The following is an 18941-nucleotide window of genomic DNA, read 5'->3' as shown; positions in this document are numbered from 1 at the left end:
ATGATCATTTACTTTAATCACAATTGACTATTGGTGTTCTCAAATATTATCCACTGTCATTCTTTGTAAATTACTTCTCTGCTATTATATGAAAATACTAATAATCGACACTATTATTTATGCTTAAGAATATAATTAGTGCAATTGCCAAAGAGGCTTCAATTATGCAATACAGCTTATCGCATCAGAATACCACCAAGTTATTAAAAACATTTTTCAGTTTATTTTTTCTATATTTATTATTTAGTTATAGCGCCTCAGCTTCAGTAGATTCATTATACAAAACTAATTGTGCGAGTTGTCACGGCAATAAAATGCAAGGCGGCCTGGGGGAGTCTTTAGTCGATAATAAATGGCTCCATGGTGAGTCTGATGAGCAAATATTTAACGTGATTAAAAATGGTGTTGCTAACACTGATATGATGGCTTGGGGGAACAGTCTTAGTGCACAAGAGATCAGATCGTTAGTTATTTATATTCGTGAAACCAAGTATCAGTCAGAACTTGAGCAGATGAACAAAGCCGTGGTGCATAAAAATGGGCAATTCAGCGCTGCCGGTGAACAATTTAGGTTAGAAAAACTTGATGAGAATAGTGCTGGGTATTGGGGTATAGAGTTTTTGCCTGACAATTCATATTTAGTTACCGAAGTTAGCGGCAAGCTTTGGTACTTTAATCAAGGTATAAAGACTGAAATTGCTGATATTCCGACAGTTTGGCATCGTGGACAAGGCGGGTTACTTGATATTGCACTACACCCTGATTATATAAACAATAAACTAATTTATTTAAGTTATGCACAATCAGACGATGGCAATAAAGCGATGACCGCTATTACTCGAGGACGCATTGAAGAAGGTCGTTGGGTAACAGACAAGCAAATATTTAAAGCAGACACTAAACACCATTTATCTTCAGGCGCTCATTTTGGTGATCGCATGGTATTTCAAAATAACGATTTATACTTCTCTATAGGCGATAGAGGCAATAAAGAAATGGCGCAAGACTTATCGCGCCCAAACGGTAAAATTCATCGACTTACCTTAGATGGCGATATACCGAGCGACAATCCATTTGTAGATACGCCAAAAGCACTAGCAAGTATTTGGACTTACGGTAACCGTAATCCTCAAGGTATGACATTAAATACAAAAAGCAATAAAATTTGGTCTGTGGAGCATGGACCGCGCGGTGGTGACGAGCTTAACTTAATCACAAAAGCCAATAACTATGGTTGGCCTTTAGCAACTTTTGGTATGAACTATAACGGTACGCCAATGACAGATAAAACATCTATGGTTGGTATGGTGCAGCCTATATGGCATTGGACACCGTCTATTGCCGTTTCTTCTATAGAGTTTTATCACGCTAATGCATTTAGCACTTGGCAAAATAAAGCCCTAATAGGCAGCTTAGCTAAAGAAGAATTACGCTTATTAACGATTGTTGATGATAAAGTAACGAAAGATGAGTTGATCATCAAAGGACAAGGAAGGATCCGAGATCTAAAAGTTGCCGCAGATGGCAGTATTTATTTGTTATTAAATAGTGGAAGTCGAAGTTCACGCCAAGGCGCTATTTATCGTTTGGTACCGGCTGGAAAATAATAAACATTAAATTTTCAGATAGATAATAACTCTCTGACATAACTGTCTTATATTTTATCTATCTGAAATATAACGTCGAATATTTAACGAATAAAAGTTTAGCGAAGATAAGCCTTAAGTTGACTTTACAGCGATTAATTAATGAATTTATCGCCTATAACCGCAGTGCCTGAATATACTATTACTGGAGCGTATTCAGGCTAATTAAATAATTTACTTACGATATTCAACTTCTACATCGTATTCATCTTCGTCCCAATCTTCATCATCAAGATCATCTGACAAATCTGCCATTGTATCTTCATGATAAGTATCCCATTTAAATTCAACGGTTTTACCATCAATAGGCGCTTCTTCAACTTCTGGCGGTAATGATTCAATAAAAGTCATAACGCCCTGACAAAGATCTTCAGTGCCAGTTCGATTAAATGCTGAAATACTGCGAACCTCACCTTCCCAGCCTAAACCTTCGATAATGCGGTCGGTAATTTCTTTAGCTTCTTCTTCAAGCAATAAATCTAACTTGTTGAAAACTAACCAACGTGGCTTTCCTGCCAACTCTGCAGAGTGAGTTTCTAGCTCACCGACAATAGTTTTTGCATTCTCTAACGGATCTGAGCCATCAACAGGTAAAACGTCAATTACGTGTAATAAGATACGACAACGTTCTAAGTGTTTTAGAAACTGTGTACCTAAACCTGCACCGTCCGCTGCTCCTTCGATCAAACCAGGAATATCAGCAATAACAAAACTACGTTGAGCGTCTAAACGTACTACACCTAAATTAGGTACTAAGGTAGTAAACGGGTAATCAGCTACTTTCGGTTTAGCGGCAGATACACTGCGAATTAAGGTTGATTTACCTGCGTTTGGCAAACCAAGTAAGCCAACATCAGCTAATAGTAATAATTCAAGCTTTAAGTTTCGAATTTCACCAGGAGTACCATCAGTTTTTTGGCGAGGAGCACGGTTAGTACTACTTTTAAAACGGCTATTGCCTAAACCATGCCAGCCCCCTTTAGCAACCAGTAACTTTTGCTCATGTTGAGTTAAGTCACCGATTTGCTCGCCTGTATCAATATCAACAGCACGAGTACCAATAGGCACTTTTAGGTATAAATCTTCAGAGCCTTTACCAGTACAGTCGCGACTACGGCCGTTTTCACCACGTTTCGCGCGATGAAATTTTTCAAAACGGTAATCGATTAATGTATTCCAGCTTTCATCAGCAATTAAATATACATCGCCGCCATCACCGCCGTCACCGCCGTTTGGGCCACCGAATTCAATGTACTTTTCTTTACGAAAACTAACTATTCCATTACCACCGTCGCCGGCTTCTACGCGAATTTCTACTTCATCTACGAATTTCATGGTGTTTTAAAACACTCCAAAATTTTATTTTCTGCTACATATTATAAATGATTTATTCAAATTAGTTTTGAACATTGTCATTTTTTATACAATTTGTAACGAATAACTATAAATTACCTGCAAAAAAAAACCCTGCGTAACAGCAGGGTTTTATAAGTTTGCGTATTACTACTCAGCAATAATGCTTACAAACTTGCGGTTTTTAGGACCTTTAACTTCAAATTGTACTTTACCATCTGATAAAGCAAATAGAGTGTGGTCTTTACCGATACCCATGTTGCTACCAGCGTGAAAACGAGTTCCACGTTGACGAACAATGATGTTACCTGCTAAAACAGCTTCGCCACCAAAACGCTTAACACCTAGGCGTTTCGCTTCTGAATCACGACCGTTACGTGTACTACCTGCAGCTTTCTTATGTGCCATTGTAAATCGCTCCTAATTAGCCGTTAATGCCAGTAATTTTCACTTCAGTGAACCATTGACGATGGCCCGCTTCTTTACGTGAATGCTTACGACGTTTAAATTTAACAATTTTAACTTTGTCAGCGCGACCTTGGTTTACAACCTCAGCCACAACTTTACCACCAGCAATGTAAGGCGCGCCTACATTGATGCTCTCGCCATCGGCGATCATTAAAACGTTTTCGAATTCTACTGCAGCACCAATTTCAAGTTCAATTTTCTCTAAACGAACTGTTTGGCCTTCAGTTACACGATGCTGTTTACCACCGCTTTGGAATACCGCGTACATAGCTACTCCGTACTGCGTCATCATCTATGGACGACGCTTAAATTTAAAATTATAGGGCGCGAATTCTACGCGAAGAAATTGGTTAGGGCAAGTATAAAAGCAATGATTTATTATTATTTTTAAATAACTAAAAACTTATTGCTGACAAAACTTCTATCACCATGAATTTCGTGTAAAATTACCTCGGAAATTACGGGTATTCTATCATTAAAGAACATTTAAGGTAACTTGTTACGCTCTATGAATATAAAAAACATCCAAGCTTTAGCTCAGCAAGACATGACCGCGGTTAACGATCTTATTTTTTCGAAGCTTCATTCCGACGTTGCGCTAATTAATCAATTAGGTGTTTATATCGTTAATGGTGGTGGTAAACGTATGCGACCACTACTAACCGTATTAGCGGCAAGAGCCATTGGTTATCAAGGTGAAGAACACCTGCAGCTTGCAGCCATCGTTGAATTTATTCATACCTCAACACTTTTACATGACGATGTTGTAGACGAATCAAATATGCGCCGTGGACGTGAAACAGCTAATGCTATGTTTGGCAATAGCGCTAGCGTATTAGTAGGCGATTTTTTATATTCTCGTTCATTTCAAATGATGAGCCAGTTGAGTAATTTAAAAATTATGGACATTTTGTCTGATGCAACCAATATTATTGCAGAAGGTGAAGTACTCCAGTTGATGAATTGTAATGATCCCGACACCACAGAAGATAGCTACATGAAAGTTATCTACTGTAAAACAGCAAAATTATTTGAAGCAGCAACCCGCCTTGCTGCTGTAATAGCAAAACAAGACGATGCAACAGAGCTTGCCATGCTGAATTACGGTAAACATTTAGGTACTGCTTTTCAGTTAGTTGACGACATTATGGATTACACCGCAGATGCTCAAGAAATGGGTAAAAATGTGGGTGACGATTTAGCTGAAGGTAAGCCAACGTTACCCTTGTTGTATGCCATGAAAAACGGCAATGAGCAACAAAGCGCTATGATTCGTGATGCTATAGAACATGGCAATGGCATGGATAACCTCAATGATATCCTCGCTGCGATGACCCAAACAGGTGCTTTAGTTTATACTCAGCAAAAAGCTGAACAAGAAGCCGACAAAGCTATAAATGCAGTTGCGATGTTACCTGAGTCAGCATATAAACAAGCATTAATTTCGCTAGCACATATTGCGGCTAATCGTAGCCACTAAACAACTCTTCTTTAAGTTTGCAGTTAGTCAATGTGCTAACTGTAAACCCTAATTTTTAAATAAGCTCTTGTTAATTACATTGAATAAACCCAATGCTTTAACTCAATACCTTAGCTCAATACCTTAGCTCAGTTCCTTAAATCAGTTTCCTTAAATCAGTTTCCAAGTACAACTCTCGGTGTAATGCCTCAATCAACTTGCTACTATACGTTAAATATTTTTCACGGGCTTTTAAATTTATGCCGACAGAACACCTGACTCACAGCCCTACTATTACCCAAGCCAACTTTGGCTGTTTAAAAAATGGCGAGAGTGCACAACTTTTCACACTAAAAAATAGCCATGGCGTTACAGTAAAAATTAGTAATTATGGTGGCATTATTGTGGCGCTTGAAACTTTAGATAAACAGGGTGATAGCGCTGATATAGTACTTGGTTACAATAACATCGAGTCTTATGAAGACGACCCGTATTATCTAGGTGCGATTATCGGTCGATATGCAGGACGAATTGATCAAGGCTTATTAACTATTCACCATAAAACTTATCAGCTCGATTTGAATAATCTCGACAACCAGCTTCATGGCGGCTTTCAAGCATTAAACAAGCAACTTTGGCTAGCAACAACTAAAAGCAATGCTGAAAATGTTAGCTTAATATTACATCACACCAGTCCTGATGGTGATAATGGTTTCCCTGGCACAGTTGATTTTAAGGTTATATACAGCCTGAACAACCAAAATGAATTAACAGTAGAATATTTTGCCCGTACCGATAAAACCACCGTTGTTAATTTAACTCAACATAGCTATTTTAATCTTGCAGGGCATAGTGCTGGTAATATTTACCAACACCAAGTTCAACTCAATGCCGAACATTTTTTACCGATGAATGAACGTATTTACCCTACGGGTGAAGTCAGAAGAGTAGAAAACAGCGCACACGATTTCAGTCGATTAAGCGCGTTAGGCAAAGCTATAAACTCCTCAGAGCAACAAATTGAAATTGCCAAAGGTTACGATAACTATTGGTTGATTAATAGCAATGCTATAAATGGTGAAACTTTTGCTGCTAGAGCATTTGAGCCAGAGTCAGGTCGACGATTAACCATGTATAGCGATCAACCCTGTTTGATTTTATACACGGCTAATTATATTGATGGCAGCCAAACGGGCAAGCAAGGGTGTGTTTATCAGCAACACTCGGCATTTTGTTTTGAACCACAAAGGCTGGCGAATATGAAAACCGCTGCTGATATTAAAAATACAATACTTAGGCCAGAACAGCCTTTTTATAGCCGAACTCGCTTTGTTTTTGACACGCTAGAAATAAATAAAGCGTCATAATCGACGCTTTATTGCTGGTATAAGAGTAGATAACCTAGATAAAACCTAACGCTAGGTTAATAATGATAACTACACAGCGTTATAATTTTAAACAAGTATAAAATCAAGATGATGAAGAAGAAACACCTAATAACAAACTAATTTCCTTTGTTATTTCATCAATACGGTTAACATCAGTTGGCGCAATAAATATAGTGTCGTCGCCAGCTAGAGTACCTAAAATTCCAGTCGACTCACCTAGGCTGTCTAACATTCTTGAAATTAATGGTGCGCCACCTATACCTGTTTTTAATATAATTTGCATATTATTGTGTTTAACACTGATCACTACAGATTGAATTGCTTGCTTCGATTTCGGCACGGCTAATTCATCAGGCAAGATATATACAACTTGGTCGCTGGCATTACGCATTTTTACAGCACCAAGCTTTGATAACAAGCGTGAAATTTTCGCTTGCGACATATTCTTAAAGCCTTGTGTATCTAGCGCATCAGCAAGTTGACTTTGTGAGCCATAGCATTGTTCTTTTAGTAATGCCTTAAACGCAAGTATTAATTCTGCTTCATTTTTTTTACGGCTTGTGGTCATTATTTAACTCAATACGAAAATTTCTGAGGTCCATTGTATAAAATAAAAAAAATTTCAGCTATTTTATTTTATCTTCAAATGTTAATTAGTTTTTTGTCTTGTTATTCAGCAACATTTTTCGCGCTGCTCAAGTAGCCCCATTGAAAGAATAAAGGGCGCATTTTTTTGTTGTGCAATAAAGTCAGCTTTGTTGGTCAAATTAAGCCACTCATGACGAATAAGGCTCTGCGCCACTGCACCTCCCAACGTAGCACCCGGCCCCAGAATAATCAACTTATCAGGGGCAAACTCTTTAATAGCCACCTCGATTGCTTTAGAAAAGTTATATGGCTCTACAACTTGAGTGTTCAGGGTGTAATTATATAATTGTTCAATATCACAACTATAGGGCTGCCACACTTGCCCTAAGCCATCAATTAGTGGAATACTTGGCGCACTAAATATGTCTGCTGACATTAAGTGCATTGCTTGCTCCGACACATTTTTAAGTAAAGGGGTATGAAATGCAGCATGATTAAATAAGCGCATTGGATAGCGGTCTTGAACTTTAGGTAATAACTCTTCTAACGCTTTCAGCCCTGCTTTATTACCACCAAAAACTAAATAACCACCTAAGTTAATCGACAGATAAACCTGACAATCACTGTGCTCGTTTATCTGCGCTAGCCACTGCATAACTTTGATTTCTAAGCTGCGGTCAATATGCCATTCTTCATCCATAATGGGATAAATCATTTGCCCGCCAATAAGCCCTTTTGTCATCATAGAGCCCATAGTGTTAATCAGTTCAATAGCTTGTTTTGGCTTTAAAGCGCCGGCAACAGCTAAGGCAATATACCACCCCATAGAGTTGCCCGTAACAGCGACAATATCAAATTCATCTTTATTAATAGCTTGGTAATCAGATAGCGCGCAGGCATAAATAAGCGCAGATGCGTTTTCACCAGCGGTATGAATACCCATGCTGTAATTTTCCATACTATCGAGTTCAGCGACTTTGATTTGACCTTGACCTGATCGAAAATCATCAATTAACGACACGATTTCAGTTTTATCGCTATGTAATCGCTGTAAATAACCCAGCTCTTCCTTATTATAAGTACCACGGCCAGGGCAAATGACCACGACTCTTTGCTTAGTTTTAGGTGCGGTAGAATTTTTATCTTGAGAACTCATTGGCAAAGCTCCTTCGCGGCAGTAATAATTTGTTCAACCGATGGCAACACTTGGTAAGCAGCAGCACCAAGTGGAATAAAACTATCGCTGGCTGTAACACGTTTTATATTGGGGCATGTAACTGTTTGTTCATTTATTAAGGTTACTAACGCTTCGCTAATTGAACCTGTTTGTCGACATTCATCTACAATAAGTACGTGCTTACAATTATTTACTTGCGCCAAAATACCGGTTTCATCAAGCGGTGCTAGCCAACGTAAATCAACAACCCGCGCATCTATGCCCTGCTCAGCTAACTTAGCTTGAGCTTGGCGTGATAAATAATTGCCATTACCGTAAGTCAGAATACATAACTCATTTCCAGTACCAGCAACCTTAACACCTAAATCTATTTCGCCATTTTCTAAGGCGGGAGGCTTATACTCAAATGTCCAAAGCCCGTCGCCTTCTTGATGTAAATCTTTTGTCATGTACATGGCTATTGGCTCTAAAAATATCACCATGCGCTGTTGCTCTTGCGCTAAACGGACACTGGCACGCATCATTTCAACTGCATCAGCGCCATTCGATGGACACGCGATGATCAAGCCTGGAATATCACGAAAAACCGCAAACGAGTTATCATTATGAAAATGCCCACCAAAGCCTTTTTGATATGCCAAACCGGCTATACGAACCACCATAGGGTTTGTAAACTGACCATTGGAGAAAAAAGGTAACGTGGCTGCTTCACCCCGAATTTGATCTTCAGCATTATGTACATACGCTAAAAATTGAATTTCAGGGATCGGCAAAAATCCGTTATGTGCTAACCCAATCGCCGCTCCTAAAATAGTTTGTTCATCAAGCAAGGTATTCACTACGCGACTTTTACCAAAGCGCTCACATAATTTTGCAGTTACGTTATACACACCGCCTTTTTTGCCAATATCTTCACCACACATCACAATATTGGGATACGCTGCCATTAAATCCATTAATGCCCAGTTGATCAACTTTGCTAAATGCTGTTTTTTGGTTAAGTTATGTTTTTCATGTTGGAAAATTTCAGCTCGATCTTTATCTGTAACTTCAATTGAACTACATGCCTTATGCACAGTTGGTATAATACTCGCCATAACCGCATCAGCACTGGTTAGTTTTTCTTTACCGGCGGCATTTTCTGCAATATCGGCAATGCGTTTTTCAGTATTTTGATAAATATCAATCATCTGCTCGGCAGTTAAAATATTATTTTCAAGCATAATACGAGCAGTATGCAGCAGTGGGTCTTGAAATTCTGTGGCGGTAATATCACTAATATCACGATAGACAAACTCGGCATCAGATCCTGCATGCCCTAATAAGCGCACGGTGCGTACATGTAAAAATACTGGTTTTCGTAATTCTCGTGCAATGTGTTCAGCTTTTTTTGCTGTGTAGTAAGTGTCTAAAATATTTAAACCATCGCAATGGAGATAGGTTATACCTACCCTATTTTGATAATTAGCCGCGACCCAACCTTCAGGCGTCGCCGTAGAAATACCAATTCCATTGTCTTCACAAATAAAAACAATAGGCATTGGGATCGACTGATATGCTGCCCAAGCAGTGCTATTAATTGCCCCTTGCGTAGTAGAATGATTCGATGAAGCATCACCAAAATTACAAATAATTATGCCATCGTTAGGGATTTCTCCTTGGTGCGCTAAACGTTTAGCTAGTGGAATGCTGTATGCTGCGCCAATGGCTTTAGGTAAATGAGATGCTATGGTACTGGTTTGCGGCGGTATAGATAATGCTTTACTGCCTAATACTTTATGGCGACCACCTGAAATAGGATCATCTTTTGAAGCGGCGAAAGACAACAACATGTCATATAAAATAGTTTGTCCTGGTACTTGCTTGCTACGCTGAATAACAAACGCGCCGCTGCGATAATGCAAAAAGGCCATGTCCGTTGCTCGAAAAGCCTTAGCATAAGCAGCATTTCCCTCATGGCCTGAACTACCAATAGTATAAAAACTTTGACCTTTTTTCTGCATTACGCGTGATTGTAAATCAAGGTGGCGACTCATCACTTGTGTTTCAAATAGGTCAATAATTTCAGCTGAGCTCAAACCAACATCACCGGGCGTTAGGGTGCAGCTTGATGTTGGCAACGTTCCTGCGCGAACAAAATTTATAAAATTTTCTTTCACCAACTGATTACGATCAGACATGATATCTCCACAGAATTTTTATTATTATGGTTTACAACTCAAAAACCTCAAAAAAGCCCAAAAAAAAGACGTATTAAATACGCCTTATTCAGTGTTTTAGTAAAATGCTTGGATGCCGGTTTGTGCTCTACCGAGTATCAATGCATGCACATCATGTGTGCCCTCATAAGTATTAACCGCTTCAAGGTTCATCATATGGCGAATAATATGAAACTCGTCAGCTATTCCATTACCGCCATGCATATCACGTGCAGTGCGAGCAATTTCTAGAGCTTTACCACATGAGTTACGCTTGATAAGAGATATTGCTTCTGGCGCTAGTTGGTTGGCATCCATTAAACGCCCGACCTGTAAACACGCCAATAATCCCGTGGTAATATCCGTTTGCATATCGGCGAGTTTTTTCTGAATTAACTGAGTTGCCGCCAAAGGACGACCAAATTGTTCTCGGTCAAGAGTGTATTGACGCGCGCCGTGCCAGCAGAACTCTGCCGCCCCTAAAGCGCCCCAAGCAATGCCATAGCGAGCTTTGTTCAAACAGCCAAATGGGCCAGATAAACCTTTAACATTTGGCAGTAAGTTTTCATTTGGCACAAAAACATTATCCATCACGATTTCGCCGGTAATAGAGGCACGTAATGAAAACTTACCTTCAATTTTTGGTGCACTTAACCCTGTCATGCCTTTTTCTAAAACAAAACCACGAATAACGCCATCAAGCTTAGCCCAAACCACAAAAATATCGGCTACCGGAGAATTGGTTATCCACATTTTGTTGCCTGTTAAGCGATAGCCGCCTTCAACCACGTTGGCATGAGTGCTCATGCTGGCAGGATCTGAGCCTGAATTTGGCTCAGTTAAACCAAAACAACCTATGTGTTCGCCACTGGCAAGTTTAGGTAAATACTTCATTCGTTGTTCTTCATTACCATAAGCATAAATAGGATGCATAACTAATGAAGATTGCACGCTCATGGCGCTTCTATAACCGCTATCAACACGCTCAACTTCACGTGCCACTAGGCCATATGTGACATAATTTACGCCAGCGCAGCCATATTTTTCAGGTAAGGTCGCCCCTAACAAACCCAGCGCCCCAAGTTCACGCATAATTTCAACATCAAACACTTCATTGCGGTTTGCCATTAAAATTCTTGGCATCAGCTTTTCTTGACAATATTGATGAGCACTATCACGGATCATTCTTTCTTCTTCAGACAGTAAAGACTCTAATAAAAGCGGATCTTGCCATTTAAACGATGGGCGATTTGCACTTGAAGCGTTAGACATAAAGCTACCTATTAACTGATTAATTTTCGTGCAAAAATAATAAGCAAATACCAGCCAAAGTTAAAACATTATTTTTCTTTAACTGATATAGTTTAAAGCTATAGCTAAACCTCAAGTCTAAGATAAATTTATGGATTTAAAATCACTTAACTACTTTATTTCAGTTTATGAACTTAAAAGCTTTAGCGCCGCAGCGAAGGCCTGCTTTATTGCTCAGCCTTCTATCTCTTCTGCAATAGCTCAATTAGAACAACAACTTAATGTACCTTTGTTTATTCGCCATGCTCGTGGTGTTACACCTTCTGAACATGGCGTTAAACTTTTTCCTCTAGCAAAAAAACTGCTTGGTCAAGCGGGTGCAATAAAAAGTGTTTTTGCTGAAAAGTCTAATAAGCAACCTTTTAATCTAGGCGTAACTCGTGGTTTAGGAGTAGAACGCATGAGCTCATTACTCAAAGATTTTACTGCTGAAAACCCTTTCGTTGAACTAACCCTTGTGCCGCACACAGACGTGGTTGATGCGCGTATTATTCTCAAAGATGAATTACATGAAAACGAAACTTACATAAATATGTGGCAAGAAGACTATTTGTTAGCGTTGCCTTTTGATCATGTATTAGCACTTAATGACACTATTTCGCTTAAGCAATTAGATGGGCTGCCTTTTATACAGCGTACACCTTGTAGTGCTTGGAACAACTTGCAAGACACCCTCGCACTAGCCGGCATTAGTCTTGACATTAGAGCCAAAATTACCACCATAGATTATGCCTTAGGCTTAATACATGCGGGTTTAGGTTGTGCTTTTTTGCCAGCTCACAATGAAATAATGCAGCGAAGCGACGTAGTATTTAGGCCTATAACGGGTTTACAGCTAACTCGCGAAATTGTGCTAGCCTTTTCTCAATCGTCGAAGACTATTAATAATTTAAAACGTTTAGCACGCAAACATGCTTATGCTCACTAGTTAACCTGCAACTCACAATGATGATAACAATTACAACTAAGTCAGCCATGTAACTAACCTGAACTCTGGATAAGCAGCACTTGCTCAATGTTCCATTTTAAGCCATTTTCTGCGTTAAAACGTCGATAAATAGCCCGCTATTCATAAACGTTTTGCCTTGGAAATGGCATAAAATGAAGCATTGATGATATCTATTCGTGATGTTCACCTGGCTATAGCATTTACTTTATTACCTAAGCTTTTGGTTCACTTGAGTATCAAGCACTCATTATCCAGAGTTCAGGTTAACTAAGTATTAAAACTGCTTTAAATACCGCAATGATAGCTGTATTTATTATGACTATTGTCTTAACATAATGCCCATTGAAGATGCATAAACGACGTTATTTCCCCAAAAAAACAGTAGTATTATGACCGTAACACGCGATAAAACATTAGCATTAGTGCTCGAAAAATTTGGCTGTAAGCTTGAAGATTGCCAAGTATCTCATTTAGGTAACGGGCTTATTAATAACACTTATTTAGTGCAAGCTCCTGAACAAGAGTTTGTTTTACAGTGTTTGAATCAGCAGGTGTTTACAAAGCCACAGCAAGTCACTAATAATGCTGATTTAATCAGCGCACACTTGCAAGCTAAGCGTGAAAATAATGGTTATCCTTTAACGCCAGTATTTCAACTTAAGTGTTTAAACAAACAAAACCATGTCAAAGTAGCAGAACAGTATTGGCGGGCTCTGCAATACATACCTCAAAGCTTTACTCTAGAGGTAACAACAAGCCTTGAACAAGCCAAATCAGTGGCCCAAGCCTTTGCACAATTTACTTCAGCATTAAGTGATTTTGACAGCAAAAAACTCGCGGAAATCATTCCAAATTTTCATGATCTAACCAGCCGAGTTAGCCAGTTAGAACAAGCGATAAAATCGACGTCTGCGCCATTGTTGATATCTGCTAAAGCTGAGATTGAGTTTATTCAGTCTCAAAGTGCCTTTATTAAAGACATCATCAAAGCCACTGCCACCTTGCCTTTACACGTTACTCATAACGACACCAAAATTAATAATTTATTATTTAGTCAAATAACCCAAAAACCTATTGCGGTGATTGATTTAGACACCTGTATGTCTGGCTATTTAATGCATGACTTTGGTGACATGGTGCGTACTTGCTGCGTATCAATCGCAGAAGATAGTACTGAATTAGATAACATGGTGATAGATTTTGACATGCTCAAAGTATTAACCCAAGGTTACCTTAACGGTTTTAATGGTGCGTTAAGCACAGCAGAACAAAACAGTTTATTATTGGGCATAAAATTAATGCCTTTTATGCTCAGTATTCGGTTTTTAACTGATTTTTTAACTGGCGATACGTACTTTAAAACCCATTACGCCAAACACAATGTAGACCGAGCAAAAAACCAATTACATTTGTACCAACTATTTTGTCAGCATGACGCTCTGATAACTGAAATAGTATTGCAAAACAGCGTTGTAATTTAAAAATTATTCAGGGGCTTTCAACGGCAAAGCTAGCGTTAGTTGCTTACTGAGAACAACCTCAATAAAACCAACCCCTTGTTATTTTAAAATATTTCGTTAAAGTGTGGCTTAAAAAAACTAACGAACAATCAACATCGTTAATAAAAATAATAAAAATCCGTGGTGTGTAGTAAATGAGTCGTAGTAGTAAAGGTTTCACTTTAATTGAATTAGTTGTTGTTATTGTAATAATTGGCATCTTAGCAGCCACCGTATTACCCAAATTCATCAGTTTGTCAAAAGAAGCTAAAATATCGGTATTAACTCAATTTAGTGTTAGCGTGCAAGCAGCTAACCGTTTGATATTCATTAAGTCTAAATTGCCAAGCTATGTTACATTTCCTGTGAGTGGACGACCTGACTTAGTCGATATTGATATGGACAATAACGGCTCGATTGACCTTAATGGTGTTGATTTAAGGTTATTACACTCTTATATCGATAATCATGAAGTTTATAAACAAATTCAAGTGTCTGAACAGTTTAAACTCTCAGGGAGAAAAATCTTTGAAGAGCAAGGCGCCAACTTTGTTTTTGTTGGTTATGACAGTAATGAAAATAATCAAGTAAGCGATGATAATTGCTACTTTAGATACACCCAAGCCGCATCAGAAAATATTGGCCCGAAATACGATATTATTTCTTCTGGATGTTAATTTAACCTGAATTCTGGATAAGCAGTACTTGCTCAATCCTCCCTTTTAAGCCATTACCTGCGTTAAAACGTCGATAAATAGCCCGCTATTCATCAACGTTTTGCCTTGGAAATGGCATAAAATGAAGCATTGATGGTGTAAATTCGTGATGTTCACCTTACTATAGCATTTACTTTAACACCTAAGCTTTTGATTCACTTGAGTATCAAACACCCATTATCCAGAGTTCAGGTTAATTTAGTTAAAGGAAAACACTTACAATTGTGTTGATTCCTTAACTACCACCTCATTAATTAATAGAAAGAGTATTTATAAGGTCTATAAAATACTCATAAGTGTAAATTCTGCAAGCACTAAAGCGGCAACCTAATTCGCCTTAAGATTAATAATGCTAACAGTTGACAAGCCATAGTAATGGGGTCAGAATTGCCGCTCAAAATTGCTTAGGTGCTCGATATTTATACGTTAACAACGTTAAAAATAAAGAGATAATCGGGAAGTTAGTGACATGTTTTATGCATAATTCTAACGCTGCCCCCGCAACGGTAATACTTTGCTTTGCAAAGTTAAGCCCGGAGACCGGCCTAAACAACATAGAATTATTTGCAGTGCGGTGGGCGCTTCGGAAATATATCGACATTAGCAACAGTTTTGCTAAATTGTCTGTTGCCTTCCGTACGCCCCTCAAAAACTTTTGAGGTGTTCATGTTCTCTCGTTTACGATATTTATTTATAACTACCTTTGTGGCATCACCGGTTTTTGCACAAGTAGAAACAGCTTTAGATCAAGATCTTGAAGTTATTGAAGTGGTGAACGAACTGAGTTTCAATTCCCCCAATTATCAAGTTTTACAACGAGAAAGTTTCGTTCATTCATCGCAAACACTTGCCGATATTTTACAAACAGTTAATGGCATTCAAATTCGTCAAATAAGTGGCATTGGCAATCCTGTATCTGTCTCTATTCGTGGCTCAAGCAGTAAGCAAATACAACTTTATATCGACGGCCAATTAATTAACGACAGTCAATTCGGTGGTTTTGACTTAAACCAAATACCAACCGAGCAAATTCAAAGTATTGAAATTAGTAAAAACCAAGCGATTGGCACCGGCGCAACTCCCATTGGTGGCGTTATTCGTATTAACACTTATAGCCCAACTCAAGACACGGCTAAATTAACCCTTGCCACAGGCTCATTTGGTTATAGCGAAGCTAACCTATTATTTAATAAAGTATTTAAGACTCAAAGCCTTTCATTTGGTGGCCATTATATAAATAGTGATAATGACTACGATTTTCTGGTACCACAAAGCTTTGAAGACAGCACAAAATCAGCAGAGCAAGCATTAAGAAATAATGAGTTTACTAAAAAAACATTTTTCATTAATGACATTATTCAACTAGGCCAGCATCAAATTAGATTGAATATACAATATAATGAGCAAGACAAATCGCTGCCTAACTACCGTAATAATTCTCCAGAAAACAGTTCAGAATTAAGCTCAGACAGCACTCGCTACAGTTATCAGCATCATTGGTTAAGTAACTTATCTTGGTTAGATTCAATCGAATTAGAAGCTTATGCTGAAGACAAAAACGAGCGTTATATTTCAAGCCCTGATTCTGTTATGTTCGATATCAGTGATTACGAAACTAAAAAATACCATGTAGGATTAAAACCTTTACTGACTTGGCAAAACTTTAACTTAACGCCCTTTATTAGCTTCAATAAACAAGACTTTACATCTATTAGCCAACATAACGGCCAACCCACTCAATGTAATGGTATTGGCTCATGTGATATTTCAGCAGAGCAACAACAAACCAACGTCGGCTCTCGCTTGGAGTGGCAACCCATTTCATTACCATTAGAAGCCTATGTTTTGATCAGTAATCTACATGAGAAAAACGTAAATTCTGCTCTTAATCAACCTGACGCCGAGAAGTTGAAAAATGATGAAAATTATTTAACCACCGAATTAGGTGTAAGCGTTAAACAAGAGCGTTTTAAAATTACCGCTAATGTTAGTGACGGAGTACGAACGCCAACTCTATATGAGCTTTTTGGTGATCGTGGCTCTTTTAAAGGCAATGATGATTTACTACCTGAAGAAGCGGTTACGTTCTCACTTGGTGGGCAATATCAACATAAAACCTTATCTATATCTTCTTCGGTTTATCATCAAACATTAGAAAACTCTATTGTTGCCATTTTTAATTCAAGTAATGTTGGTAGTTATAGAAATGTTAGCGACGCTGAATTAATGGGCTTTGAAGCACAACTGAATTATCAATTATTTGCCCCGCTGTCTTTATCTTTTCAAGTGAATTTAATTGACAGTGAAATGCAATCTGAATTTGTCGCTTTTGATCAGAATAAGTTACCGGGCATTTACCATCAGCAATACAGTGCCTCGCTAAAATATCAAGTTAATAAAGCATGGCAATTGTCATTTAAAACTAGCTTAGACAAAGACTTGTACTTCAACCTTATTAACAGATTTCAAAATGACGATAGTCACTTAGGTAATGGTAACCCGGCCGACCGCACAGTGTCTGATCTAATGGTTTATTGGAAAGAAGGTAATCATCGCGTGACTTTCAGTGCCAACAATTTATTCAATGATAAATATCAAGACCTTGCGAATAGAGCATCACAAGGTCGTAGCTTCCAAATTAAATACACAATCGAGGGATTATAAATGTTAACAACTTTTAAGAGACAAATGTTGCCACTAAGTTTAGCCATAGGTACAACAATACTTGCTGGCTGTGGTGGCGGTTCAGGCAGCAATAATGCGCCACTTGTAACAGGCGATACTAGCCCTGTTGTTGAAGAAAACACAACGTTGGTTAGCAGTTATAATGCTACTGATGGCGATGGCGATGCTATTACATTATCGCTAGCTGGTAGCTCAAGTGCTTTATTTACCATTACACAAGCAGGTGAACTTAGCTTTGTATCAGCGCCAGATTTCGAAAATGGCGATGTTGGGCCTTTCTCAGTAACGATTATTGCCACAGATGACAGCAGTAAAAACCTGACCGGTGAATTGAGTATTCAAGTAACCGTAGGTGATGTTAAAGACACTCCTTCGTTTGCCGTTGTACAAACAGTTGCACCTGATTATTCAGGCTCAGAAGTTGTTACATTAGATCCTGAAACTGAAGTAGTAACTAAAGGTTACTATATTAAAGATGGCTCAGATTACACTGTTCGTAGTTACAACAAAGACGTTTTTCATATCGGTCGTTTCTTCATTGACACAATTGCAAAATACAATGCCGATGCACTTGATACTGAAGTTTGGAGCTACACTACGCAAGACACTGGCGATTCAACTTCACGTAACCCTTACGATATTGTTTCGCTAAGCGACACTAAAGCTTACATTTTACGCTATGGCTCAAGTAAAGTATGGATTGTAAACCCACAAGCAACTAACGCTGATGATTTTAAAATTGGCGAATTAGATCTTGATTCTTATATTGCAGAAGACAACAGTAACGGCACGCCAAACCCTTCAGCCGGCACAATTGTTGATGGTAAGCTCTTTATTACCTTACAACGTTTGAACGACGCTTACTCGCCAAATACCGCTTACATTGCTGTTTTTGACACTGAAACTGATCTAGAAATAGAAACCAACGCTAATGCTGATGACACTGTTATGGGTATTCCTTTAGTTGGTGTAAATCCACTAGGTAACAGTATTGTTAGTAAAGACGGTGTTGTTTATGTTACTACACGTAATTCTTACAGCGATACTGACTTAACGTTAAGCCGAGTTGAAGCAATAACGGCAAGTGATTACAGCTTACGTACCGTGTTAACGGCTGATGATATTGCTGAGAACACTAGCGCATTTATTGGCTCAAGTGCTATCGTTTCAGCAACAAAAGGCTACTTAGTTGCTGAAGAAACTTTTTTCTCGCCATACCGCGTACTTTCTACAGTTTATAGCTTTAACCCTACGACAGGTGTTATTGCTGATACTGCCGTAGCTGAAACCGGCACTGAGCAAATTAGCCATATTAGCTTAGATGCAGCGAACTTTCTTTGGATCAGTGTTAGCAACCCTGCTAATCCAGGTGTTGACGTTGTAAATACTGAAACAGACGTAAATGAGCTACCTAGATTTGCAACGGAATTAAACCCAACGGCAATTGCGTTTATCGAATAACAAATACGATTTACAATAACTTTGCCAATAAAAAACCGCTGTT

Annotated in this window: 15 protein-coding genes and 1 riboswitch; of the genes, 8 read left to right on the top strand and 7 right to left on the bottom strand. The window is 38.5% G+C overall.

Going from position 1 to position 18941, the window contains the following annotated elements:
• The first annotated feature begins 164 nt into the window (after positions 1-164).
• Entirely contained in the window at positions 165-1607 is a 1443-nt protein-coding gene (locus B6A32_RS04630) for a PQQ-dependent sugar dehydrogenase (RefSeq protein ID WP_158088448.1), read from the top strand.
• Between the two features lie 213 nt (positions 1608-1820).
• Here the strand turns inward: B6A32_RS04630 and cgtA are convergent, their stop codons facing one another.
• The 3 genes from cgtA to rplU all read right to left on the bottom strand — a co-directional run bounded on the left by cgtA (position 1821) and on the right by rplU (position 3735).
• The gene (cgtA, locus tag B6A32_RS04625) at positions 1821-2981 is read right to left on the bottom strand and encodes an Obg family GTPase CgtA (RefSeq protein WP_085301580.1); all 1161 of its coding nucleotides are present in this window, start codon (positions 2979-2981) and stop codon (positions 1821-1823) included.
• 168 nt (positions 2982-3149) lie between these two features.
• Positions 3150-3407: a 50S ribosomal protein L27 gene (rpmA, locus tag B6A32_RS04620; RefSeq protein ID WP_081151723.1), complete on the bottom strand. Its 258-nt coding sequence runs from the start codon at positions 3405-3407 to the stop codon at positions 3150-3152.
• 16 nt (positions 3408-3423) lie between these two features.
• Complete coding sequence (gene rplU / locus B6A32_RS04615) at positions 3424-3735, bottom strand: 50S ribosomal protein L21 (RefSeq protein WP_077285540.1); 312 nt, start codon at positions 3733-3735, stop codon at positions 3424-3426.
• A 240-nt stretch (positions 3736-3975) separates the two neighbouring features.
• Between rplU and ispB the strand changes: the two genes are divergently transcribed.
• Positions 3976-4947, top strand: a complete 972-nt coding sequence (gene ispB / locus B6A32_RS04610) for an octaprenyl diphosphate synthase (protein WP_085301579.1) — start codon at positions 3976-3978, stop codon at positions 4945-4947.
• Between the two features lie 239 nt (positions 4948-5186).
• Complete coding sequence (locus tag B6A32_RS04605; protein WP_085301578.1) at positions 5187-6293, top strand: aldose epimerase family protein; 1107 nt, start codon at positions 5187-5189, stop codon at positions 6291-6293.
• Positions 6294-6396: 103 nt separating this feature from the next.
• On the opposite strand, the gene argR is transcribed toward B6A32_RS04605, so the two are convergent.
• The 4 genes from argR to B6A32_RS04585 form a co-directional block, all read right to left on the bottom strand.
• Positions 6397-6882, bottom strand: a complete 486-nt coding sequence (argR, locus tag B6A32_RS04600) for a transcriptional regulator ArgR (protein WP_085301577.1) — start codon at positions 6880-6882, stop codon at positions 6397-6399.
• A gap of 105 nt (positions 6883-6987) precedes the next feature.
• A complete protein-coding gene (locus B6A32_RS04595) occupies positions 6988-8058 on the bottom strand; it encodes an ACP S-malonyltransferase (protein ID WP_085301576.1) in 1071 nt (356 codons plus the stop codon).
• Positions 8055-10259: a dehydrogenase E1 component subunit alpha/beta gene (locus B6A32_RS04590; protein ID WP_085301575.1), complete on the bottom strand. Its 2205-nt coding sequence runs from the start codon at positions 10257-10259 to the stop codon at positions 8055-8057. The genes B6A32_RS04595 and B6A32_RS04590 overlap by 4 nt, the downstream gene beginning before the upstream one ends.
• A 96-nt stretch (positions 10260-10355) precedes the next feature.
• Positions 10356-11549: an acyl-CoA dehydrogenase gene (locus B6A32_RS04585; RefSeq protein ID WP_085301574.1), complete on the bottom strand. Its 1194-nt coding sequence runs from the start codon at positions 11547-11549 to the stop codon at positions 10356-10358.
• A 130-nt stretch (positions 11550-11679) separates the two neighbouring features.
• Here B6A32_RS04585 and B6A32_RS04580 point away from each other — a divergent pair, with 130 nt between their 5' ends.
• The 5 genes from B6A32_RS04580 (at position 11680) to B6A32_RS04560 (ending at position 18898) form a co-directional block, all read left to right on the top strand.
• A complete protein-coding gene (locus B6A32_RS04580; RefSeq protein WP_085301573.1) occupies positions 11680-12516 on the top strand; it encodes a LysR family transcriptional regulator in 837 nt (278 codons plus the stop codon).
• A 410-nt stretch (positions 12517-12926) separates the two neighbouring features.
• Positions 12927-14018 (top strand): phosphotransferase enzyme family protein, encoded by a 1092-nt coding sequence (locus tag B6A32_RS04575; protein ID WP_085301572.1) that lies wholly within the window; start codon positions 12927-12929, stop codon positions 14016-14018.
• Between the two features lie 173 nt (positions 14019-14191).
• Positions 14192-14713: a prepilin-type N-terminal cleavage/methylation domain-containing protein gene (locus B6A32_RS19560; RefSeq protein ID WP_085301571.1), complete on the top strand. Its 522-nt coding sequence runs from the start codon at positions 14192-14194 to the stop codon at positions 14711-14713.
• A 428-nt stretch (positions 14714-15141) separates the two neighbouring features.
• Positions 15142-15315, top strand: a riboswitch (cobalamin riboswitch).
• A 103-nt stretch (positions 15316-15418) separates the two neighbouring features.
• Complete coding sequence (locus B6A32_RS04565) at positions 15419-17416, top strand: TonB-dependent receptor (protein WP_085301570.1); 1998 nt, start codon at positions 15419-15421, stop codon at positions 17414-17416.
• Complete coding sequence (locus tag B6A32_RS04560; RefSeq protein WP_085301569.1) at positions 17417-18898, top strand: cadherin repeat domain-containing protein; 1482 nt, start codon at positions 17417-17419, stop codon at positions 18896-18898. It abuts the gene before it with no gap.
• Positions 18899-18941: the final 43 nt, after the last annotated feature.

It is taken from the genome of Colwellia polaris (genome assembly GCF_002104515.1).
In the GTDB taxonomy this organism is placed as follows: domain Bacteria; phylum Pseudomonadota; class Gammaproteobacteria; order Enterobacterales; family Alteromonadaceae; genus Cognaticolwellia; species Cognaticolwellia polaris.
This window is presented reverse-complemented; position numbering and strand designations above follow the sequence as displayed.